Annotated in this window: 17 protein-coding genes; 3 read left to right on the plus strand and 14 right to left on the minus strand. The window is 67.0% G+C overall.

The genetic code is table 11. The features are described from left to right. The first annotated feature begins 88 nt into the window (after positions 1 to 88). Complete coding sequence (locus tag NX780_RS14355) at positions 89 to 406, plus strand: hypothetical protein (protein WP_258828552.1); 318 nt, start codon at positions 89 to 91, stop codon at positions 404 to 406. 32 nt (positions 407 to 438) lie between these two features. On the opposite strand, the gene NX780_RS14360 is transcribed toward NX780_RS14355, so the two are convergent. The 14 genes from NX780_RS14360 to NX780_RS14425 form a co-directional block, all read right to left on the minus strand. Continuing rightward, positions 439 to 1170: a LuxR C-terminal-related transcriptional regulator gene (locus NX780_RS14360; RefSeq protein ID WP_258828553.1), complete on the minus strand. Its 732-nt coding sequence runs from the start codon at positions 1168 to 1170 to the stop codon at positions 439 to 441. An 8-nt stretch (positions 1171 to 1178) separates the two neighbouring features. Further along, positions 1179 to 1898, minus strand: coding sequence for a winged helix-turn-helix domain-containing protein (locus NX780_RS14365; protein ID WP_258828554.1), 720 nt, complete (start codon positions 1896 to 1898; stop codon positions 1179 to 1181). Positions 1899 to 2056: 158 nt separating this feature from the next. Next, positions 2057 to 2629, minus strand: coding sequence for an NF038129 family PEP-CTERM protein (locus NX780_RS14370; protein ID WP_258828555.1), 573 nt, complete (start codon positions 2627 to 2629; stop codon positions 2057 to 2059). 21 nt (positions 2630 to 2650) lie between these two features. Then, entirely contained in the window at positions 2651 to 5629 is a 2979-nt protein-coding gene (locus tag NX780_RS14375; protein ID WP_258828556.1) for an ExeM/NucH family extracellular endonuclease, read from the minus strand. Between the two features lie 116 nt (positions 5630 to 5745). Beyond that, positions 5746 to 6789, minus strand: coding sequence for a TIGR03790 family protein (locus NX780_RS14380; RefSeq protein ID WP_258828557.1), 1044 nt, complete (start codon positions 6787 to 6789; stop codon positions 5746 to 5748). 163 nt (positions 6790 to 6952) lie between these two features. Next, positions 6953 to 7699 (minus strand): PEP_CTERM-anchored TLD domain-containing protein, encoded by a 747-nt coding sequence (locus tag NX780_RS14385; protein ID WP_258828558.1) that lies wholly within the window; start codon positions 7697 to 7699, stop codon positions 6953 to 6955. A gap of 121 nt (positions 7700 to 7820) precedes the next feature. Further along, positions 7821 to 9239 carry a mannose-1-phosphate guanylyltransferase/mannose-6-phosphate isomerase gene (locus NX780_RS14390; RefSeq protein ID WP_258828559.1) on the minus strand — a complete coding sequence of 473 codons (1419 nt, stop codon included), beginning with the start codon at positions 9237 to 9239 and terminating at the stop codon, positions 7821 to 7823. Further along, complete coding sequence (locus tag NX780_RS14395; protein WP_258828560.1) at positions 9236 to 10414, minus strand: nucleotidyltransferase family protein; 1179 nt, start codon at positions 10412 to 10414, stop codon at positions 9236 to 9238. The genes NX780_RS14390 and NX780_RS14395 overlap by 4 nt, the downstream gene beginning before the upstream one ends. Positions 10415 to 10443: 29 nt before the next feature. Next, a complete protein-coding gene (gene galE, locus NX780_RS14400) occupies positions 10444 to 11442 on the minus strand; it encodes a UDP-glucose 4-epimerase GalE (RefSeq protein ID WP_258828561.1) in 999 nt (332 codons plus the stop codon). A gap of 182 nt (positions 11443 to 11624) precedes the next feature. Continuing rightward, positions 11625 to 12383, minus strand: a complete 759-nt coding sequence (locus NX780_RS14405) for a WecB/TagA/CpsF family glycosyltransferase (RefSeq protein ID WP_258828562.1) — start codon at positions 12381 to 12383, stop codon at positions 11625 to 11627. 11 nt (positions 12384 to 12394) lie between these two features. Next, entirely contained in the window at positions 12395 to 13534 is a 1140-nt protein-coding gene (gene wecB, locus NX780_RS14410; protein ID WP_258828563.1) for a non-hydrolyzing UDP-N-acetylglucosamine 2-epimerase, read from the minus strand. 60 nt (positions 13535 to 13594) lie between these two features. After that, a complete protein-coding gene (locus NX780_RS14415; protein ID WP_258828564.1) occupies positions 13595 to 15547 on the minus strand; it encodes a heparinase II/III family protein in 1953 nt (650 codons plus the stop codon). A gap of 25 nt (positions 15548 to 15572) precedes the next feature. Beyond that, a complete protein-coding gene (locus NX780_RS14420; RefSeq protein WP_258828565.1) occupies positions 15573 to 16676 on the minus strand; it encodes a glycosyltransferase family 4 protein in 1104 nt (367 codons plus the stop codon). A gap of 123 nt (positions 16677 to 16799) precedes the next feature. Continuing rightward, complete coding sequence (locus NX780_RS14425) at positions 16800 to 18014, minus strand: glycosyltransferase (RefSeq protein WP_258828566.1); 1215 nt, start codon at positions 18012 to 18014, stop codon at positions 16800 to 16802. Between the two features lie 174 nt (positions 18015 to 18188). Here NX780_RS14425 and NX780_RS14430 point away from each other — a divergent pair, with 174 nt between their 5' ends. Continuing rightward, complete coding sequence (locus NX780_RS14430) at positions 18189 to 18569, plus strand: DUF2946 domain-containing protein (RefSeq protein WP_258828567.1); 381 nt, start codon at positions 18189 to 18191, stop codon at positions 18567 to 18569. Between the two features lie 81 nt (positions 18570 to 18650). Next, complete coding sequence (locus NX780_RS14435) at positions 18651 to 20795, plus strand: TonB-dependent receptor (protein ID WP_258828568.1); 2145 nt, start codon at positions 18651 to 18653, stop codon at positions 20793 to 20795. The last annotated feature ends 8 nt before the right edge of the window (positions 20796 to 20803 follow it).

The raw sequence follows: 20803 nt of genomic DNA on the forward strand, positions 1-20803 counted from the left end.
TGCTGTTCGCTAATGAAATAAATTGAGCACCGGAAAAATTTACTCACTACAATAGCTTCATTACCGACGAGCTTGCTCTACACGCACCATGAACTTCTCCAGCCTCCGTACCGTTACCGCCATCGCCCTGACCGCCCTCCTGACCGCTTGCGGCGCAGGCCAGCAGGAAGCCGCCATGCCAACGCAGCTGGCATCGACCGTGATCAGCGCCCCGGCAAGCACCCCAGTCAGCGCCGTCCCGGCGACTGGCGCCACTGCCGTCGCCGCCACCGGTCCGAACATGCCGGCGCCCGACTGCGCCGCCGAAGGGTGCGCCAGCCTGCGCATCATCGACGGCAATGCCGAAGCCTTCCGCATCGACGCGATGCGCCGCGCCGCCAACAGCGGCGACGCCACCCAGTCGTAACTCTCCCGGTGGCGCCGGCCGGCGCCGCCCGTTCACAGCAGCCGCAGCTCCAGGCACCGGGCCACCGCATGGGCCCGGTTCGCCACGCCGAGCGCGCGGTAGATGCGCTGCAGGTGGTTCTTCACCGTCAGCGCGCTGATTCCCAGGGCCTGTCCGGCCTCCTCGTTGCTCCGTCCCGCCCGCACGCAGGCCAGGATGGCCAGCTCGCGCGCGCTCAATGGCCGCAGCGGCTGCTCCACCCTGCCCTGGCTGGATGCGCGCCCCGGCGCGCGCAGCAGGGCCATGTGCAGGTAAGGCAGCAGGAGCTGCAGGAAGTGCCCATGGCGCGGCCCCGGCCGGAACGGCAGGCCGAACAGCGCGAACAGGGTCGCACCCTGCTCCAGCGCTGCGCTGCCATGCACCAGCACATTGTCGAAGCCGCTCTCGCGCAACAGCGCCAGGCAGCCGGCCAGCTGTCCGGCCGGCGCGGCCGGGTCGAGCACGGCCGGCAGGCAGGGTCCGGCGCGCCAGGCCGCCGCCAGCTGCGCGCCGAGCCGGGCGAGCAGGTCCAGCGCGGCGCCGTCGAGCACGGCGCGGTGCAGGCATTCGCTGCGCACGACATTCCCTCCGCCATCGAGCTGCAGGCATAGCAGTGCTTCGTGCGGCAGCAGGGCCTGCAGCGGTCCCTGCGTCCACAGGAACAGGGAGCGCAGGTCCGCCAGGTCGATGCCGGACTCGATGGTGCGCAGCAGGTATTCCTGCTCCAGCTTGCTGAGGATGACCATGGCGGGACTCAGGCGGCCGAGGGCCAGCGCAGGCGCGGCCGCGCCGGCCAGGCGGCGAAGCGGTAGCCGGTGCCGCGCACCGTCTCGATATGGTCCTGGTGGCTCGCGCCCAGCGCGGCGCGCAGGCGCCCGACGTGGGTGTCGACGGTGCGCTCGTCGACGACGGCATGGCTGCCCCAGACCCCGTCGAGCAGCTGGGAGCGGGTGAAGACGCGTTCGGGATGGCCCATCAGGAAGGCCAGCAGGCGAAATTCCAGCGGGCCCAGGGCGATGCGGCGGGCGCCGATGCTGGCGCGCTGGGTGCCCGGTTCGAGGCGCAGGCCGGCCAGCTGGACCGCGTCCAGGCAGGGCCGGGGCGCGCGCCTGCGCAGCAGCGCATGCATGCGCGCCAGCAGTTCGCGCGGGCCGAAGGGTTTGCAGAGGTAGTCGTCGGCGCCGGATTCCAGCGCCAGCACCTTGTCCGCCTCCAGGCTGCGCCTGCTCACCATGATGGCCGGCAGTTCGCGGGTGCGCTGCCGGGCCCGCAACCGTCGCAGCAGGGCCTCGCCGCTCTGCCCCGGCAAGTCCCATTCGAGCAGGAGCATGTCCGGCAGGTGCTCCTCGAAGCGCAGCCAGGCCGCTTCGGCGCTGGCGCAGGAGGACGTCTCGTAACCGGCGGCGCCGAGGTTCTGCAGCAGCAGGCGCTGGATCGCGGGATCGGGGTCGAGCACGAGGACGTGGGCGGACATGGGCGACGGCGATGTCTGGATGCGTTGATGAATCGACTATGCCGCAAGCGCCGCGAGCTGATAAATACAATTTCCCTTAAGAATTCATTCCTTTTCGCTATAAATGCAAACACCTGCCGAAGCAGGTGTTCACATTATCTGCCTTACGGGAGAGCGGCTCAGCGGCGGACCTTGCGGCGCGTGAGGCCGAGCAGCAGCAGGCCGGTGGCCAGCAGCGCCCAGTCGGATGGTTCCGGTACGGCGGTCACCATCACCGCGCTGTCCGGCACGTCTACCACATCCGCCATGCCCGGCATCAGCTCGATGCGCACCAGGGCGCCCAGCAGGTTCTCGTAGGTCTCATCCAGCAGCCCGATACTGAAGGTGGTGCCGTCGCCCAGTTCGGCGCGGTCGAAGCTGACTTCGAACTGGAACAGGCCGCCCGGCTGCAGGTCCAGCAGGACCGCATTGAAGCCGCCGCCATTGCCGATGGTGAAGCCACCTGGCAGGTCGCCGGCGGCCTCGCCTTCGAGGGTGAAGCCGGTGATGTCGCCGCCCAGGCCGTTCACATGGGCCGTGGCCTGGCCGGCGCTGCCCAGGCCCAGGAACTGCAGGTCCAGGTAGCGGGCGGTGGTGAAGGACGCGGTGTCGATCGCGACCTTGTACAGCGGACCGGCGAAGGCGGGCATCGCGCCGAGGGCCAGGGTGAGTGCCAGCAGTGCGCGGGCGAAGAGTGCTTTGGTATTGAACATGGTGTCTATCCTGTATCTGTATTAGTAGGTGCCCGAAACCAGCTTCGCGCCGTAGTTGATCGCGGCTTTGGCCGGGTTGCTGAACACGGTCGTGACGGTCACCGTGGCGCCCGGCGCCAGGCCGCCGCCCGGCAGCGTGAGGTAAGGCGCACCGCCCTGCTCGCCCGACCTGTTGTCGAGGGTGACGCCGGCCGTCAAGCCTTCGAGGTGCAGGTGCAGCGGACCGGCCAGCGCGGCGCCGCTGGTATTGGTGACGCTGACCGTGCCGCTGTACTTGCCGGTGGCCCGGTTCAGGCTCACGCCGCTGCGCACGATCTTCACCGACGCCGTCACGTCGACGGTCGGCGCGGTCAGGTTCAGGCTCACCACCACCGGGTCGTGGTCCGAGGCGCGGTAGGCGCCTTCACGATAGGGGTCTTGAGGCGTGTCGCCCAGGTTGTAGTCGAGGGTCTCCGGCTCGTCGGCATTGTTGTGCCACTCGGCGGCGCCGGCCACCTGCGCGCTCAGGCTGTTCGTGGCCAGGGCGTGGTCGAGATAGCCGGCGGTGCCGTCGAACACATAGGAGTACGGCATGCCGGCCGGGCGCACGAAGCGCTCGATCTGGTTGACCATGCCGCTGGCGCTCAGGTGGTTGATCGGGTTCTCGAAGGCGTAGGCGTTCAGGTCGCCGATCACCAGCACGTCGGGGTCGCCGGACGCCTGCACGACTTGCGGCAGGAAGTAGCCCGTCAGGCGTTTGGCCTGGTTCAGGCGCGCGGTGTCCCAGCAGCCCTGGCCGTTGCCAGGGTCCTGGTCGCCCCCGGTGGCGCCGCCGCAGCCGCCCTTGGACTTGAAGTGGTTGACCACCACCGAGAACTTGCCGCCGTTGGCGGCCTTGAAGGTCGCGGCCATCGGCGGACGGTTGTTGACGCGGTCGCCATCCGACAGCGCCCCGCCCTGCAGCGTGAGCACGGCCGGCTTGTAGATCATGGCGACGCGGATGGCGTCGGTGCCGGTCGTGGCCGGGGCCGGGACCACGGCATACGTGGGCTGGCCGATGGCGGCATTGAGCTGCTCGACCAGGTAGCCGACGGCGACGTCGCCGTTGTTCTGGATTTCCATCAGGCCGACCACGTCGGCATCCAGGGCCTTGAGCGAGGCGACGATCTGATTGCGCTGGCGCTCGAACTCGGCCTGGTTGTCGGCGCCGCGGCAGTTGCCAGCGGTGGTGGTGCTGCCGACGGTGCAGCCCTGGCCCGTGCGACCCCAGGCGTCGCGGCCGTTGGTGAAGGTGGTGAAGAAGTTCAGCACGTTGGCGCTGGCGACCCTCACGCCGGCGGGCAGCTGCGGCGGCGCGCTGCGCGGATTGTCGCGCGAGAAGCGCGGTTCTTCGGTCGGCTGGACCTTGAAGGCCGCGCCGCCGCCGCCGATCGCGCCGTAGTCGAGCACACCCGTCAGGCCGCTCACGGTATCGCCCGCGCGCACGGTGCCGTCCTCGAACAGGTAGGGGATCACGGCCGGGGTGCTGAAGATGCCGTCGTCGAGCACGATTTCGTTGGCGGCGTTTTCCTTCGCCAGCGCCGCCGCCTCCGGCGAGCCTGCCGGATGGCGGTTGGTCGGGTTCTCGCGGCGGCCGTAGGACAGGGTCAGCTCGCCGCGCTCGCCCAGGTATTTGTTCTGGTTGACGGTGAGCGGCGTCACGAAGCGCACCAGCATGCCCTCGTAGCGCGCCAGGTCGGCGTTCGGCAGTTCGACATTGGTCGGATTGATGCTGCCGCTGCCGACCTTGTTCACGGCGCTGAGTTCGGTGAATTCGGTGTAGGTGCGCGGCGCGCCGCTGGGGCGGTATTCGACCACCTTGCCGGTAAGCTGCACGCGGTCGCCCACGGCGATGCCGGTGGCAAGGGCGGCGTTGTTGTTGAAGACGTAGATGCCGTCCGAGGTGGTCGGGTCGCCGTCGCCAACCGGGTCCTGCAGGAAGAAGCTGTTGCCCAGCCTTGCCGTGACCACGCCCTCGGTCGACTGCACGGTGTTCGCATAGGGGCTGGCGGCGCCGCTGCCCTGGATCTGCGGGATGCGCAGCTGGCCGGCGACGCCGACGTTGACGGTGCAGCTCGCCTCCTGGCCGGCATCGTTGGTGAAGCGCACCTTGACCGGGTAGTTGCCGGTGGCGAGGCTGGCGTCCGCCACCAGTGTCACGCTGGCGCTGCCGCCGGCGCCGCTTGCCGGGGTGAAGCCGGACAGGCTGATGCCGGCCACGGCGGCAGACACGATCGTTGCGTTGTTGACGGTGCTGTCCTTGTCGCTGGCCTGCAGTATGCTTGATGCCGCACTGCCCTGCTGGGCCGGCAGGTTGGCCGGGCAGTTCAGGACGATCGGCGCGACGACCGGTCCGTTGTCGCAGGAGGCGAAGGGGGAGGACTTGCGGCGCGGCGCGATCGTGCCGGCCGTGAAGTCGAGGGAGTTATTGTCGGTATCAAGGCAGCCCGCGTCCTTGCGCGAGATGCTGGTGGTGGCCGAGGGGGATGGCGCGGCCGCGGTCTCGAAGACGTTGGCATTGCCGAAGCCGACGATCTCGACCATCGAGGCGTCCGCGCTGCCTGCGGGGATGGAGGTCGAGCGGGTCGAGATCGAGACACGGCCGGCGCCGGCGCCCATGCTGAAGGCCCGGCTGTCCAGGTCGCCATTGTCGAGGGCGCTGCCGTTCGATCCGGTCGCGAAGGTGACCAGGTAGTACTGGCCGGGCTCGAGCGTCTCGGCCGGGAGCGCCAGCACGCTGCTGCCGCCGCTGCCGGTGGCGGAGTGGTAGTGCAGGTAGAGGCCGGACAGGCTGAGCGGCTCGGCGCTGCGGTTGAACAGCTCGATGAAGTCGCGGTTATAGGTGGCGCCGTTGTTGCCGCCGGCGCCGTAGATCTGGCTGACGACGAGATTGTTGTCGGCGTAGGCCGTGGCGGCCAGGCCGGCCAGCAGCGTCGCCAGCAGGGTGCGCCGCGGCAGGATCGATGCAACGAGGTTTTTCATGAAGGTCCCGGGTCATGGTGAAGTGTTAGCAAATGCATATTAAATGCACAAATTGACAACATCATGACCACGGATTGATCCGAACGGACCAATCCGCTTTGCGGGCGCCGCGGCGTTCAGCGTCCCCGGGAGGTGGCCCGATACGGCGCGGCCAGCGGCTCGCCGATGAACAGGCCCTGCGCCGGCCAGGCCACGCTCTTCCAGTAGGCTTCGATGGCGCTGTCGCCGCCCAGGTAGCGGCGCAGCAGGACAGTGGGATTCGGGAATTTCTGCCAGTGGTTGCAGGGCTCGCTGACGGTGCCGTAGCTGGCCGTCGCCCCCGCTTCCAGCCAGCGCAGGCTGCTCATCTGGCTCGTTCCCAGCAGGTCGCCGCCCAGCGAAGTGAGGTGGTCGGCCAGGGCCCCCGGCACGAACTGCAGGGTGTCGAGCTTGGCGACCTGCGCCATGCCGGTCTGGTAAATGAGCACGTCACGCGCGCCCTCGAGCACGTCGCCCTGGATCACCTTGGTCGTCAGGCGGCGCGCCGGCACCCTGCCCGGCGGCGGGAAGAAACCGGCGCGGGTGTTGCGCGCCTTTTCGGAAGTCGCCAGGTAGTAGGCGGTGGCCGGCACCGTGCGGAAACCCGCCGCCACGCCGCGGTCGATCAGGGCCTTGGCTTCCTTCACCGAGCTGATCGGCAGCAGCATCGAGGGACGCATGGCGTGGTCCGTCAACGGCCGCGCCGACTTGCTGTTGAAATAGGGGCTGGGCTGGCCGGCGGCGCAGGTCTTGGCGCACTGGGCGCCGTCGAAGCCCAGGGTGTAGGCGCCGGTCAGGGAATTGCAGTCCACCGCATAGGGCGTGGTCCAGATCATGAGGACGGCCTGGATCGTGGGGCCCAGCTTGCTGTCGATTTCTTCCTTCAGCAGGCGGAACTGGGCGGGCGTGAGGCGCTGCGGCTTGCCGGGAATGCGCACCTTGACGACGTTGGCGGCCGGGATGTCGCGGCGCTGGCGGTAGTAGGCGCCGACGGCGACGCTGTCCGGGTCGTCCTCGTTGATGACGATGGCGAGTTCGTTCGGCTTGAGCCCGGCCAGGGCGGCGGGCGCATGCAGGGCCGCGGCGCAGCCCAGGACCAGGGAAAGGAAAAGGCGGAAGAAGGCGCGCAGGCGCAAGGGCATCGGTCGCAAGGTCGTCGCTGGAAGAATGATGTCAGGAATGATGTCGGATAAGGGGCGCACAGGCACGCCTCAGGTGCACCTGCGCGCGCCGCCCCACATCATGCCACAGCTTGCCATTCTGTCAGCCCACGAATGGCCGCCTTGCGCCCAGCCCTGCCCTGCCTCAATGCTTGACTGTCGAGGCAGGACGCGCCGGCACGGCCTTGCGCTGCCGGCGCCGCCAGGCCGTGAAGCCGAGCAGGCCCAGGCCCGCCGCCAGCATGGCGTTCTGGCCGGGTTCGGGCACCAGGGAGATCGAATAGACCTCGAGCGCGTCGACCCGGAACAGCTGGCCGCCCGTGCTGCCGTCGATGATGCTGATGCCTTCTTCGCCCCCGCCGTAGCTCACCTGCCAGGAGAAGGCCGCGTTGAGGCGGTCGTTGACGAACAGGTCGGGGCCTGCGCCAAAGGTCGGGCCGTGGTTGGGGTCGTTGTAGGTCTGGCGGATGCCGCGGTTGGGCAGGATGTTGTCGCTCATGACCTGGCGCCACAGCTGCGCATCGGTGTAGTTGAAGATGAAGGCGGTGCGCTGCCAGTCGTTCGGCGTTTCGTGCCAGCCGTCGGTAGACGACCAGCTCTGCGGATTGTAGCCGCCGATGATCCAGCTGTTGCCGAGGTCGTTGCTGACCTGGAGCAGCGTGAAGGTCATGCCGGCGCCGTCGGCCGCGTCATGGAAGTCGCGCGAGTTATGGCTGAGTTCGCGGGTGTAGATGTTGCGCAGGTCCAGCGGGCCGGCGCCGAGCCAGCGTTCGAGCTGGCCATACAGGGTCAGGTCCAGCAGGGAGCCGCCGTTCTGCGCCTGCGCCGCCGGCGCCGCCAGGCCCAGGGTCACGGTCATGGCCAGGGTACCGGCCGCAACGAATGATTTCATGGATTTCCCCTCATCGGTTCACGTTCGGGCCATTCTACGCCCGGGTTTACGCGAGGGTTCGCACGGTTCCGCCGTGCAAGCGCGGACGACCCCGCCACCTGGCGGCGGGGCCGGGCCAGGATCAGGCGCGCTTGTAGATGTCCTCGAAGCGGACGATGTCGTCCTCGCCGAGGTAGCTGCCCGACTGCACTTCGATGATGTGCAGCGGCAGCTTGCCCGGGTTTTCCAGCCGGTGGTTCATGCCGATCGGGATGTAGGTCGATTCGTTCTCGGACAGCAGGCTGACCTTCTCGCCGCAGGTCACGCGCGCGGTGCCCGAGACCACGACCCAGTGTTCGGCGCGGTGGTGGTGCATCTGCAGCGAGAGCTTCTCGCCCGGCTTGACGGTGATGCGCTTGACCTGGAAGCGGTCGCCCGCATCGATGCCCTCGTAGTGGCCCCAGGGGCGGTAGACGCGGGTGTGGTGCAGGTGCTCGGTACGCGCCTTCGATTTCAGGTGGTCGACCACCTGCTTGACGCGCTGCACTTGATCTTTGTGCGTCACCAGGACGGCATCCTGGGTCTCGACCACGACGATGTCTTCCACGCCGACCACGGCGACGATGCGCGATTCGGCGCGCACCAGCGAATTCTTCACGCCGTCCAGGTAGACGTCGCCGCGCTGGGCATTGCCGTTCGCGTCCTTGGGCTGGACTTCCCACAGGGCCGACCAGGAACCGACGTCGTTCCAGCCGATATCGGCCGGCACCACGGCGGCGTCGCGGGTCTTTTCCATCACCGCATAGTCGATCGAATCCGACGGGCTGTCGGTGAAGGCCTGCTCTTCGAGGCGGCAGAAGTCGAGGTCACGGTAGCCGGTGCTCACGGCCTTCTCGGCAGCAAGCGCGATCTGCGGCGCATGCTGCTGCAGCTCGTCGAGGAAGCGCTGCGCCCCGAACATGAACATGCCGCTGTTCCAGTAGTAGCCGCCTTCGTCCAGGAAGCCCTGGGCGGTGGCGGCATCCGGCTTCTCGACGAAGCGCGCGACGGAGTAGCAGTCGCCGCAGTTGGCGACCGCTTCGCCGCGGCGGATGTAGCCGTAGCCGGTTTCCGGCGACTTCGGCACGATGCCGAAGGTGGCGAGCTTGCCCTGGCCCACCAGGGTCACGGCGCGCTCGACGGCGTCGCGGAAGGCGGCGCCGTTTTCGATCACGTGGTCGGCCGGCAGCACCAGCATCAGCGCTTCCGGGTCGATGCTCTTGAGGTAGTTGGCGGCGGCCGCCACCGCCGGGGCGGTATTGCGGCCGACGGGCTCGAGCAGGATGCCCAGCGGCGTGATGCCGATTTCGCGCAACTGCTCAGCCACCATGAAGCGGTGATCGTTACCGCAGACCACCAGAGGCGCCATCACTCCCGGCCAGCCGGCCACGCGTTGCGCGGTTTCCTGCAGCATGGTCTTGTCGGCGACCAGGGGCAGGAGCTGCTTGGGCAATACCGCACGCGACAGCGGCCACAAGCGGGTGCCGGCGCCGCCGGAGAGGATGACTGGGTAAATTTTCATGCGCTAACTTTCTCTGAAATTTTTTCTACTTCGATACTGGCCTGACTGGCTTCTTCCTTGCGGCGTGAGCGACGGCGGTCGCGTGCGTTGACCCATTCCTCGGACGAATATTCCGAGGCATGTTTCATTTCGCCCTTGCGGTCGACACTGTAATCCTTGAAAACTATCATTTCATGCAATGTTACATCATGCAACACCCGTGTGTATTCGAACAAGACGCTGCGCACGATCTCCGCGCCTTCGCAGATGTGGCTGCCGTGGCCGATCCAGGTCGGGCCGACGATGCGGGCGCCCGCTTCGATGCGCACGTTGGATCCGATGTAGACCGGACCCTCGATGACCGTGCCGTTCCAGTCGATGCTGGTGTTCAGCCCAGTCCAGACGCCGGGTTCGATCTGGATGCCCGGCACGTCCATGTGGTTGACTTCGCCGGTCAGCACCGTCTGCAGCACTTCCCAGTAGTCGCTCATGGTGCCGATGTCGAGCCAGTTGAAAGGACGGCCCTGGGCGTAGAACGGCAGGCCGCGCTCTGCCAAAAGGGGGAAGAGCTCGGAGCCGATATCGAAGGGCACGCCGGACGGAATAAGGTCGATGACTTCCGGTTCGAAGATGTAGATGCCGGTCGAGATGAAGTTGGACTTGGCTTCGGCTTCGCTTGGCTTTTCCTGGAACTCGGTGATGCGGCCGTTGGCGTCGGTGACCACCACGCCGTAGGAGGAGACCTTGTCCCACGGCACCTCTTTGGTGATGACGGAGGCCATGGCGCCCTTGCGGCGGTGCTCGAGCAGCGCGGCCTTCAGGTCGAGGTCGATCAGGGCGTCGCCGCACAGGACGATGGTGGTGTCGTCGAAGAAGCCGCCGAATTCCTGGATCTTCTTCATGCCGCCGGCCGAGCCGATCGGTTCCGGGACCACCGCCCCGTCGTCCTTGATATAGCCTTCGAAGGAGTAGCCGATCTGCACCCCGAACTGCTCGCCTTCACCGAAGTACTCTTCGATCTTTTCGTGCAGCCAGCTGACGTTGACCATGATTTCGGTCACGCCGTGCTTCTTGAGGTGTTCGACCAGGTAGGCCATCACGGGTTTTCCAAGCAGCGGGATCATGGGTTTTGGCAGGTCATAGGTCAGCGGGCGTACACGCGTGCCCTTGCCTGCAGCGAGAATCATGGCTTTCATCAGACCGTCCTTGATGTAAATGAGTTTGTTTATTTGGCTGTGGTTTGGTAGCGCCAGACGTCGGCGCACATTTGAGCGACATCACGCTCGGCAGTCCAGCCCAGCTCTTCGCGCGCCTTAGTGGGATCGGCGTAGCACTTGGCCACGTCGCCCGGACGGCGGTCGACGATCTGGTAGGCGATCTTGCGTCCACAGGCTTGCTCGAAAGCGCGTACCATTTCCAGCACGCTGTTGCCTCGGCCGGTGCCGAGGTTGTAGGTGACGATGCCCGGGCCCTTGGCCAGGCGATCGAGGGTCTTCACGTGACCGATCGCGAGATCGACCACGTGGATGTAGTCGCGCAGGCCGGTACCGTCCGGCGTCGGGTAGTCGCCGCCGAAGACGGACAGCTTCTCGCGCTGGCCGTTGGCGACCTGGGCGATGTAAGGAACCAGGTTGTTGGGGATGCCGCTCGGCTCTTCGCCGATCAGGCCGCTCTCGTGGGCGCCGACCGGGTTGAAGTAGCGCAGCAGGGCGATGCGCCAGTCGGGCTCGGCCTTGGCGAGGTCGCGCAGGATGTCTTCGATCATCAGCTTGCTGCGGCCGTAGGGATTGGTGGCCGAGAGCGGGAAGTCTTCGCGGATCGGCACCGAGGCCGGGTCGCCGTAGACGGTGGCCGAGGACGAGAACACCAGCGACTTGACGCCGAACTTGGCCATGGTCTCGAACAGGATGACGCTGCCGTTGACGTTGTTGTCGTAGTAGCGCAGCGGCTGGGCCACCGATTCGCCGACGGCTTTCAGGCCGGCGAAGTGGATCACGGCATCGACCTTGTGGGCGCCGAACACGCGCTCCATCGCGGCACGGTCACGAATGTCGGCCTGCTCGAAGACGAAGGATTTGCCGGTGATGCGCTGTACCCGTTCTTGAACGGACGCGTCCGCATTGCACAGGTTGTCGACCACGACGACGTCGTAACCAGCCTGCTGGAGTTCGACGACGGTATGTGAACCGATGTAACCCATACCGCCAGTAACCAGGATCTTCATGTCTTTTTGCTCTCAGTGATATGTGAAATGTATTAATAAGATGACAATCAATGGCTAAGCATATCACGGCCATGGCGAAAATCCACGCACGCTAGCGCAGCTGCTGTTGCAGCGCGGCACGCGGTTTCCACGTCTCTTTTTCTTGTGAGGGGCAATACACGGACGGCTTCTGTGGCCGTCCTTTATCCCTGCCTGGCCTGCTTGCCTTTGAAGGCTTCCTTGATGAACAGGCCTATGAAAGCCATGTCCTCGATGAAGTAGCGCCGGAACATGCGGCGCGGCTCCTGCAAGAAGCGGTAGAACCACTCCAGCCCGGATTTCTGCATCCAGACGGGCGCCCGCTTGACCTTGCCGATGGCGACATCGAAAGTGCCGCCGACACCCATTGCGAAAGGAATCCGCATATGGGCCTGGTATTTGCCGAGGAATTGTTCTTTCTTTGGCGAGCTGATCGCCACGAACAGCAGGTCGGCGCGGCTGGCGCGGATCTGCTCGGCGACCAGCGCCTCTTCCTCTTCCCCCTTCCAGTAGCCGTTGCGGTAGCCGGCCAGCACCAGGCGCGGGTATTTGCGCTGGTAGGTTTCGGCCACCTTGCTCACGACTTCCTCGCGCGCGCCCAGCAGGAACACGCGCCATCCCTTTTCGCCCGCGCGGCGCATCAGCGCCTCGAACAGGTCGACCCCGGCCACCCTTTCCTTGAGCGGCTTGCCGAGCAGGCGCGAAGCCCACACGACCGGCATGCCGTCCACGTTCACCAGCGCGCAGTCGTTGATGATTCTCCGCAGTTCGGGGTCGCGGCTGGCCTTGACCAGCTTGTCCACATTGACGACCACATGCTGATGGGGCAAACCGGTGGCGATGAATCCCTCCACCTTGCCCAGCGTCTCTTCCATTGTCAGGTTGTCGACCTGGCAGCCCATCAGCGTAATGCGGTCATCCATGTGATTCCTTTCTATTCGATTTTGTGCGCGCTCTGCACTTTTTGCAGCTCCGCTGCAAGCACGGCCACGATGCGTTCGGCCGCCTTGCCGTCCCACAGCTGCGGTCGGCGGCCCTGCTTGCCATCGCCGCGCAAGACCTTCCTGGCTTCGCGCACGATGACTTCCGGATCGGTGCCGGCCAGGACATTGCTGCCCTCCTCGACCGTCACCGGGCGTTCGGTGTTTTCGCGGATCGTCACGCAGGGCACGCCCAGCGCGGTGGTTTCTTCCTGCAGGCCGCCGCTGTCGGTGAGGACCACGGCCGCGTCCTTCCACAGGTTGAGGAAGGCCATATAGGCTTGCGGACCGGCCAGGGTCACGTTCGGGCCGAGGTCGATGCCGAATTTCTCGATGTTCGCGCGGGTGCGCGGGTGCACCGGGAAGATCAGCGGCAGTTCCTCAGCGATATTCTTCAGGGCGCCGGCGATGCGGGCGAAGGTGACCGGGTCGTCCACATTGCTCGGACGGTGCAGGGTCACGACGCCGTAGCGCCCCGCCCCATGCCGGGCCTTGAAGCCGGCGGTCTCGAAAGCGGAGGTGTCGGCGCTGGCCAGCTTCTCGGCCTGGTAGAGCACGTTGTCGACCATCACGTGGCCGACGTAGTGGACGGCGGAGTCAGCCTTGCCTTCGCGGCGCAGGTGCTCCACGGCGGCCGGCTCGGTGGCGAAGAACCAGTCCGAGATGCTGTCGGTGACGAGGCGGTTGATTTCTTCCGGCATGCTGATGTCGCCGCTGCGCAGGCCGGCTTCGACGTGGGCAACGGGAATCACGAGCTTCTTGGCGACGATCGAGCAGGCCAGGGTCGAGTTGACGTCGCCCACCACCAGCACCGCGCTTGGCCTCTCGGCCATGCACAGCTCCTCGAAGGCCACCATGATCTTGGCGGTCTGCTGGGCGTGGCTGCCGCCGCCGGCGGCCATGAACACGTCCGGCTGGGGAATGCCCAGTTCCTCGAAGAACACGTCGTTCATTTCGCGGTCGTAGTGCTGGCCGGTGTGGATGATCTTGAACGACAGGCGGGTTTGACCTTCCGGCTGGGCCTGCAGGGCGCGCACGATCGGCGCGATCTTCATGAAGTTCGGACGGGCACCAGCGACGAGGTAAATCAGCATTTGGACACTTCCCTTAATAATTATGTTTTGCTTCTTAGAAATATTAAAGAATTACTTACATTAATGCAAAAACGTTATTGTAAACCTGCATTCGACCGGAACGGCGGACGATACGCTCGTGATACGCAAGACCTCGCAGGGCTGCTTGGACTCGTAGGTACGCGAGCACCAGCCCAGCGGCGGGTTCTCGGCGCCGCGCACCAGTTCCAGCTGCAGGTCGGCGCCGCTCGCCTGCATCTGCAGCACGAAGCGCTTGCCGCGTACCGACAGGCCGTGGCTGGTCAGGCGCACGTCGAGTTCCGGCGCGAAGTGCCAGAACTGCTCAACCTTGTGCGGCTTGCGCCCCGACACCTCGTCGCGCACCGTCAGGGTATTGCTCGTGCCGTCGAAGCGCACGCTGCGCGCGTGGCGCACCGGGTCCGCCAGGCGCGTGTAGCCGCCGTGCGAGCCGCGGAAATCGAAGTCCTGCGGCGAACTCGGCATGCGCTCGATATGCGCATGGGCCTTGCGCAGCCACATGAAGCGGCCGCCGCTCACCGACTGGTCGAGCCCGTCGATGCGCACGGTGTTGTGGCTCGAGGTGCCGCGGAAATAGTCGCGCCACTTCTGTTCCTGCCAGTAGGAATAGGTGCCGGAGTCGATCAGGCATTCCTCGCCGGCGATCGAGAGGGTCAGGGCCAGTGCATCGGCATGGCCGTGGGCCGCGATGCCGAGGTAGCCGAGCGGGCCGCAGTCGAGCATGCCCTTGATCTCGCTCGCTTCGCCGAAATGGTTCCCGAAGAGGAAGTAGCCGCCTTCCGGGAAGGTCCAGCCGGTGTCGACCTCGTGCGGGTCGCAATCGGGGCGCTTGCCCGGCAGCGCATGCAGCAGCCACTGCACGCCCGGGTGCTTGTCCGCCGCGCCGCCGAAGACCGTATCGCCCAGCGCCAGCAGTTGCGCGGCGCGATCCATGCTGGAAGCATCGAGGCGGAACACGCAGCCGTCGTCGGCATCGCCCACGTTCGGCACATTGCCGCCGACGTCGCGCACCGAACGGAGAAAACGCATGGCGCGCTGCAAGGAGGCCCAGTAAGGGCGCGAGAAAGGATTGCCCGTCGCCTGCCCCATGAGGCCGGCGACGAACAGGAATTCACTCGAGAAGATGTGGTAGGCGAAGGCCTGCTCGCGGTTGACGCCATCGCGCGAGAACTGGATCTGGGCCTCGTGTTCGAGCTCGCGGCGCGCCTGCGCCAGCCAGTCGCCCGATTCCTTCCAGCAGGGCCAGGTGCTGGCGCCGACATACAGGCCCGCCAGCTCTCCGATCAGGTGGTTGTTGGCCGAGGAGTGGCGCGAGAGGTTGCGCGCGATGGTGCGGCAGTGGGCATGGATGCTGTCCAGCCAGTCGGCGCGCAGCTTCTGGCCCGATTCGCCCGCGAAGAGCTGGCTGGCCTCGCCGCCCGCCAGCTGCCACACCAGGCTCCAGTTGATCAGGCGGATGCCCAGTTCCAGCGAGCTGGTCCAGTTGGGTCCGGTCAGTGGCGGGCACTGGTCGAGCCAGCTGCGCAGCTGCTGTTCCAGCGCATGCAGCCAGCGCACGTCGCGGGAGAGGGTCCAGGCCTGGGCCAGGCGCACCAAGTGCAGGTGGCGGTTCAGCTCCCACACATGCTTGATGTCCCCGACCTGCTGGCGGTTCGTGATGGCGATGTCGCCGGCGTAGACCGCGGGGCCGCTGACGCCGGTTTCCGGGTCGCGGTTCCAGGCGGTGGGCACGCCCACGTCGAAGCGGCGCTCGGCGAACAGCACCACGTGGCCGGCGCAGATGCGGTCCGCATCCGCCAGCAGGGCGTCGATTTCCCGGGGGTCGAGGGCGGGGGCGCCGGAGACGCCCAGGCTCAGGGCGCGCGGCAGCGGGGCGGGCGCCGTGCGGCCGGCCATGCGCCGGCCCATCCTGGTCGCCGCGGCCTGGCGCACACGGTATCCCACTTCGGCCACCGACATGCAGCGCAGGCGGTTGACCAGCCATCCGATCCTCATCGTTCCATTCATTGCGTCCCCCTCGCTATGCGACCTCGTCGCGAAGCTGTCTATAGACCGCTGATAGTTGTCCGATCACGACGCCGGACTCGAATCTCTCTTCAATCGTCTTGCGTGCCCGCGCCCCCAGGCGCTGCCGCTCTTGTTCGTCGCCGAGGATGCGCGCCAGGGCAGTTGCCAGCCCCTGCGCGTCGCCCGGCTGCACCATCAGGCCGTTCTCCTGATCCTGTACCGCGTCGGGGATGCCGCCGACGCCGCTCACCACGATGGCCTTGCCGGCGGCCATGGCTTCCAGCATCGCCATCGGCAAGCCTTCCGCATGCGAGGGCAGGCAGAACACGCTGGCGCGCGCCAGTTCTTCCTGCTTGCGCCCGCTTGTCACCCAGCCCAGCATCGTCACGCGCTCGCCCACGCCCAACTCCTCGGCGCGCCGTTTCACCTGCTCCAGTTCGCCCTGCCCGCCGATCGCCAGTTCCACCTGCGGAAAGCGCTCGCGCAGCAGGCCCAGGGCTTCCACCAGTTCATAGATGCCCTTGCGCGGCTCGACCTGGCCCAGGAAGAGGATGCGTCCGGGCTGTACTTCCACGTCCGACCGGGGCGGCAGCGGCACCGAATTCGGGATCACCACCACGCGCGCCGCGGGTGCGAAACCGCGCAGGAAGTCCGCCCAGCGGCTCGACAGCGCGATCACGGTCGAACTTTTTTCCAGCGTGTGGCGGATCCAGCGCCGCATCAGGCCATTCGAGCCCGCAACGAAATCGTCGAAGCAGGCGCCATGCAGGTGAAACACCGTCTTGCAGCCGCTCGCCCGCGCCAGCGCCAGGAGGATGGACTTGCGGACAAAGCTCCCCTTCGAGGCCGCATGCGCATGCACCACCTCGGGCCGGCGAGCGAGGCAAATCAGCGTGCCCCACACGCCCTTGACGAATGCGCCGACCTTGTGCGTCGTCGTCCCTTCGGCATGGGTCGGCACGTAGCACACGCCTTCGCGTTCGAACAGGCCGTCCTGGCGCAGCAGCGACACCACGGTCGCCACGCCGCCGCGTCCCTCGGGGTCGGTGCCCAGCATCAGCACGCGCGGCGCCGCCAGCCTTGCCGCCGGCGCTGCTGGAGCCGATGCCCGGTTCATGCCGCCCTCGCCTTCAGGGGTTTGCAAAATAGAAATTGTTTTGGATAGTACAACAGTGTTTTCTCCGGGAAGCGCACGATACTAAACCGGCTGGCACGCACGGCGCGACTTGTGGTAAGGCTGCTATCTTTCAGGCTTGGCGCCAGGAAGGATTTTTGTGTACGTTTCTGCAACAATCCGGCCGAGAATAGCATAGGTCCGGTGGCTCCTAACGTACGCTGGGCCACGTTTCGCGAACTCGGCAGCAAGGGCCTTGTCCTCCAGCAAGCGCCTGATCGCCGCGACGAAGGGGCCGGTTTCCATCGGCGCGCACAGGCCCGCCCCGCTCTCTTCGACGACGAGGCGCTGGTCGGGGATGTCGTTGGCGACGCTGGGAATACCCAGGGCCAGGTACTCGACCAGCTTGGTCGGCGAGGACACGTCGAACAGCACCCCGCGCGGGATCGGCGACAGGCCGACCTCGGCCCGCAGCGCATAGCCCAGTGCTTCTTTCTGGGGCAACCAGCCCGTCAGCAGCACGTGGTCTTCGATGCCGCGGCGGGCGATCTCGGCGCGCATCCACTCCATCTCGTCGTTCGAAGCGGCGTCGCCGGCGATGACGACCAGGGCGTCCGGGACCGCCTGCTTGAGTCCTTCGGCCACATCGAGCAGGAAGTCGGAGCGGCGCGCCCGGGCGATGCGGCCCAGGTAGAGCACGACGCGGCGCCCGTCGAGGCGCGGGTCCTGGCTCGGGGTGACGGCGGCCCGGTCGAACACGGTGTCGTCCACGCCCATGGGCACGGCCGTCATGCGGCTGCGCCGGAACCCCTTGCTTGCCAGCCAGTCGGCCATGGCTTCGCTCTGGACAAAAATATGGCGGGCCCCGGGCAGCACCAGGCGGTAGATCACGAAGCGCGAGGCGGCCGCGCGCAGCGCATGCGCGCACCATTTGACGCCCCGGAACTCGTCGCGGCGCACCTCGAACCCTTCGACGATGGGGAAGGACATCCAGTAGACAAAGGGGACGCGCAGGATGGCGGCGGCGATGCGCCCGAGCAGGCCCGAGGCGATCTTGTCGCGCACCTGGATGCAGTCGGGCCGGATGTGCGTCAGGGCCCGCAGCAGGCCGCGCAAGTCCCACAGCGGCGAGAGCACGGCCGCGAAGCGCGAGCGCAGGCTGCCGACCAGGTACATGCCGCCCGCCGGCCAGTCCGCCGTTTCATTGCCGCCCGCCTGCCCCACCAGCTCCGTGTTGACGCCGTAGCGCGGCATCTCGGTCCCGAACAGGGTGAGTACGTCGGCGCGGGCCGGCGGCAGGGGATCCCGGACGATGAAGGCGATGGACAGGGGCTTGCGCATACGGTTGACCTGGTGTTCGAGCCAGCCGATTCTAGCGCAGCAATTCGACGGCACGATTCGGCAAGATCGGGCTTGTGTGCGCTGCAGCACATCCCGGCGAAAAAAGCGCGTGGTCTTGCCGCGCGCCCATGGGCAGCGGACCGTGAGGGCCGATGCTACAATCGCAACATGGGTATGCGCCGCAACACATTCGCTCTTGCCGCATGGGCCGCCTTGCTTGCCATCCTGTTGGCAGTGCTGGCGCCGACGCTCTCCCATGCCTACGCCGAGCCTGGCGGCACCCGCACCATCACCGTCGAAGTCTGCAGCGCCACCGGCATCGCCATGACGCACCAGATGGCGGTCGACGACGCCGGCGACGTCCCCGCAGCAAGCCATGGTTTCGAACACTGCCCCTTCTGCCAGACCGGCGCCAGCCCCGTCGTCTTGCCATCGGCAAGCTTCCAGCTCCCTGTGCTGACGGGCGCCGATCGCCATCCTCCTCTCTTTTACAGCGCATCCACGCCCCTGTTCGCATGGACGGCGGCGCAGCCACGCGGCCCGCCCGCGGCCTGATCCGGACCATCTTCGTCGCACCGTTCGCGGTGCCGGATCATCACGCGAGGTTTCCACACCTCGGCGTCAAGAGAGTTGCACATGAATTCTTCAAGATATCAGGCGCGTCCATGCGCACTGGCGCTGGCCCTCGCCTGCGCCTTCGCCCTGCCCTCAGTGGCGCAGGACACCCTTCCCACCGTCGAGATCACGGGCGCCGCCCCGCGCGCCGGCCTGCCGGACCTCGACACCCCGGTCGACACCGGCAGCCGCCTTGGCCTGAGCAGCCGCGAAACGCCGGCCAGCGTCAACGTGGTCGATCGCGCCACCATCGAGCTGCGCGGCGCGCAGGATACCCAGGACATCCTGCGCGCCCTGCCCGGCGTCACTGCCCACAATGCGCCGGGCAATATCGGCGTGTTCTACCGCGGCTTCGGCAGCGGCTCGATCAGCCAGCTGTTCAACGGCATCAACGTCCAGTATTCCATCGCCGCGCGGCCGGTCGACAGCTGGATCTATGAGCGGGTCGAATCCATCGGCGGCCCGTCGAGTTTCATGTCGGGCTCCGGCGCCGTCGGCGGGACCATCAATTACATCACCAAGACCGCCGAGCGCCGCGAGTTCGGGGACGCCCAGCTGCGTGTGGGCGCCGATGGCCTGCGCGAAGGATCGTTCGGCCTGAACCGCCGCATGGACGACATCCACGCCGCCCGCATCGACCTGAACCACCGCGACAGCGACAGCTGGATCGAAGGCAGCGCTTCACGCTCGACCCAGCTCGCCGCCTCGCTGCGTTCGGATCTCGCGCAGGGCTTCACCCACCTGCTCGCCTACGAATACCAGGAAGAAGACGTCGACCGCCCCTACTGGGGCACGCCGCTCCTCAACCCCGTGGCCGGCCGCGCGCGCATCGACCCGGGCACGCGCTTCAAGAACTACAACAGTCTCGATGGGGTCTACGACCAGCGCGTGCACTGGCTGCGCTCGGTGTCGCAGTTCAAGCCGGGCGAGCGCAGGCAGTGGACCAACACCCTCTACGCCTACGACGCCCTGCGCGACTACCGCAATGTCGAGACCTACCGCTTCAACCCCGGGAACACGGCCGTGATCCGCTCCGGCATCCTGCTGCAGCGCCACGACCAGCGCGTGGTCGGCAACCGCCTCGACGGAGGCCGCCGCGGCACGCTGCTGGGGCGCCGCAGCGACTGGGCCTATGGCCTGGACATCAGCTACAACCGCCAGACGCGCTTCCCCAACAGCCTGTCGAACACCGTGGGCGCGGTCGACCCTTACCGGTTCACGCTTGAACACTTCTTCGACCTCCCCGGCATGGCGCCGGGCTTCCGCCCGGACCGCGACAACCGCGTGCGCACCCTCGCCGCCTACCTCGAGAACCGCACCGCCCTTGCCACAGGCCTGCACCTGGTCACCGCCCTGCGCCACGAGCGCATCGCGCTCGAACTCACGAACCGGCGCGAGGTCACCGCCACCAACCCCGCCAGCTTCGAGCGCCGCTACCGCCCCACCACGGGACGCGCCGGCCTGGTCTGGGACGTGGCGGCGGGCGCCATGCTCTACGCCCAGTATGCGACAGCGGCCGACCCGCCTTCCGGGGTGCTGTCCACCGCCTCGTTCGCGGACGTGCGCAACAACAGCGAACTGACGCGCGGGCGCCAGGGCGAAATCGGCGCCAAGCTGGACTTCTGGGACGGCAAGGGATCGGCGACCCTGGCCGCCTACGACATCAACCGCAGGAACATCGCCACACAGGACCCGAACAACAGCGCCTTGACCATCCTCGTCGGCGAACAGACGGCGCGCGGCGTCGAGCTGGCGGTCGGCCTGCGGCCCACGCGCCGGTGGTCGATCCAGGGCAATCTCTCCAAGGTCGAGGCGCGCTACGCGAACTTCCGCCAGGGCGGCGTGTCCCTGGCCGGCAAAACCCCGAGCAATACGCCGGAAACGGTAGCCAACCTGTGGCTGGGATGGGAACCCCTGTCCGGCGTGAAAGCGAGCGTCGGCCTGCGCCACGTCGGCCACATCTACGCGGACGCCGCCAACACGGTGGACTGGCCCGCCTACACCCTGGTCGACCTGGCCTTGAGCGTGAAGCTGCGGCCCGACCTGCTGCTCACCGGCCGGGTGCGCAATGTGGGCGACCGCGTCTACGCGGCGAACATGGCAGCCACCATGGCCTATCTCGGCGCGCCGCGCAGCGCCGAAGTGGCCCTGCGCCATACCTTTTGAGGCGCGCC

This window comes from Massilia agri, from assembly GCF_024753255.1.
Taxonomy (GTDB): domain Bacteria; phylum Pseudomonadota; class Gammaproteobacteria; order Burkholderiales; family Burkholderiaceae_D; genus Telluria; species Telluria agri.

Excerpts from the sequence above, each read along its gene's own strand:
- NX780_RS14415 (WP_258828564.1), bottom strand. The coding sequence starts at position 15,547 with ATGAGGATCGGATGGCTGGTCAACCGCCTGCGCTGCATGTCGGTGGCC.
- NX780_RS14375 (WP_258828556.1), bottom strand. The coding sequence starts at position 5,629 with ATGAAAAACCTCGTTGCATCGATCCTGCCGCGGCGCACCCTGCTGGCG.
- NX780_RS14390 (WP_258828559.1), bottom strand. The coding sequence starts at position 9,239 with ATGAAAATTTACCCAGTCATCCTCTCCGGCGGCGCCGGCACCCGCTTG.
- NX780_RS14355 (WP_258828552.1), top strand. The coding sequence starts at position 89 with ATGAACTTCTCCAGCCTCCGTACCGTTACCGCCATCGCCCTGACCGCC.
- NX780_RS14425 (WP_258828566.1), bottom strand. The coding sequence starts at position 18,014 with ATGCGCAAGCCCCTGTCCATCGCCTTCATCGTCCGGGATCCCCTGCCG.
- NX780_RS14370 (WP_258828555.1), bottom strand. The coding sequence starts at position 2,629 with ATGTTCAATACCAAAGCACTCTTCGCCCGCGCACTGCTGGCACTCACC.
- NX780_RS14385 (WP_258828558.1), bottom strand. The coding sequence starts at position 7,699 with ATGAAATCATTCGTTGCGGCCGGTACCCTGGCCATGACCGTGACCCTG.
- galE (WP_258828561.1), bottom strand. The coding sequence starts at position 11,442 with ATGAAGATCCTGGTTACTGGCGGTATGGGTTACATCGGTTCACATACC.
- NX780_RS14360 (WP_258828553.1), bottom strand. The coding sequence starts at position 1,170 with ATGGTCATCCTCAGCAAGCTGGAGCAGGAATACCTGCTGCGCACCATC.
- wecB (WP_258828563.1), bottom strand. The coding sequence starts at position 13,534 with ATGCTGATTTACCTCGTCGCTGGTGCCCGTCCGAACTTCATGAAGATC.
- NX780_RS14435 (WP_258828568.1), top strand. The coding sequence starts at position 18,651 with ATGAATTCTTCAAGATATCAGGCGCGTCCATGCGCACTGGCGCTGGCC.
- NX780_RS14395 (WP_258828560.1), bottom strand. The coding sequence starts at position 10,414 with ATGAAAGCCATGATTCTCGCTGCAGGCAAGGGCACGCGTGTACGCCCG.
- NX780_RS14420 (WP_258828565.1), bottom strand. The coding sequence starts at position 16,676 with ATGAACCGGGCATCGGCTCCAGCAGCGCCGGCGGCAAGGCTGGCGGCG.
- NX780_RS14380 (WP_258828557.1), bottom strand. The coding sequence starts at position 6,789 with ATGCCCTTGCGCCTGCGCGCCTTCTTCCGCCTTTTCCTTTCCCTGGTC.
- NX780_RS14430 (WP_258828567.1), top strand. The coding sequence starts at position 18,189 with ATGCGCCGCAACACATTCGCTCTTGCCGCATGGGCCGCCTTGCTTGCC.
- NX780_RS14365 (WP_258828554.1), bottom strand. The coding sequence starts at position 1,898 with ATGTCCGCCCACGTCCTCGTGCTCGACCCCGATCCCGCGATCCAGCGC.
- NX780_RS14405 (WP_258828562.1), bottom strand. The coding sequence starts at position 12,383 with ATGGATGACCGCATTACGCTGATGGGCTGCCAGGTCGACAACCTGACA.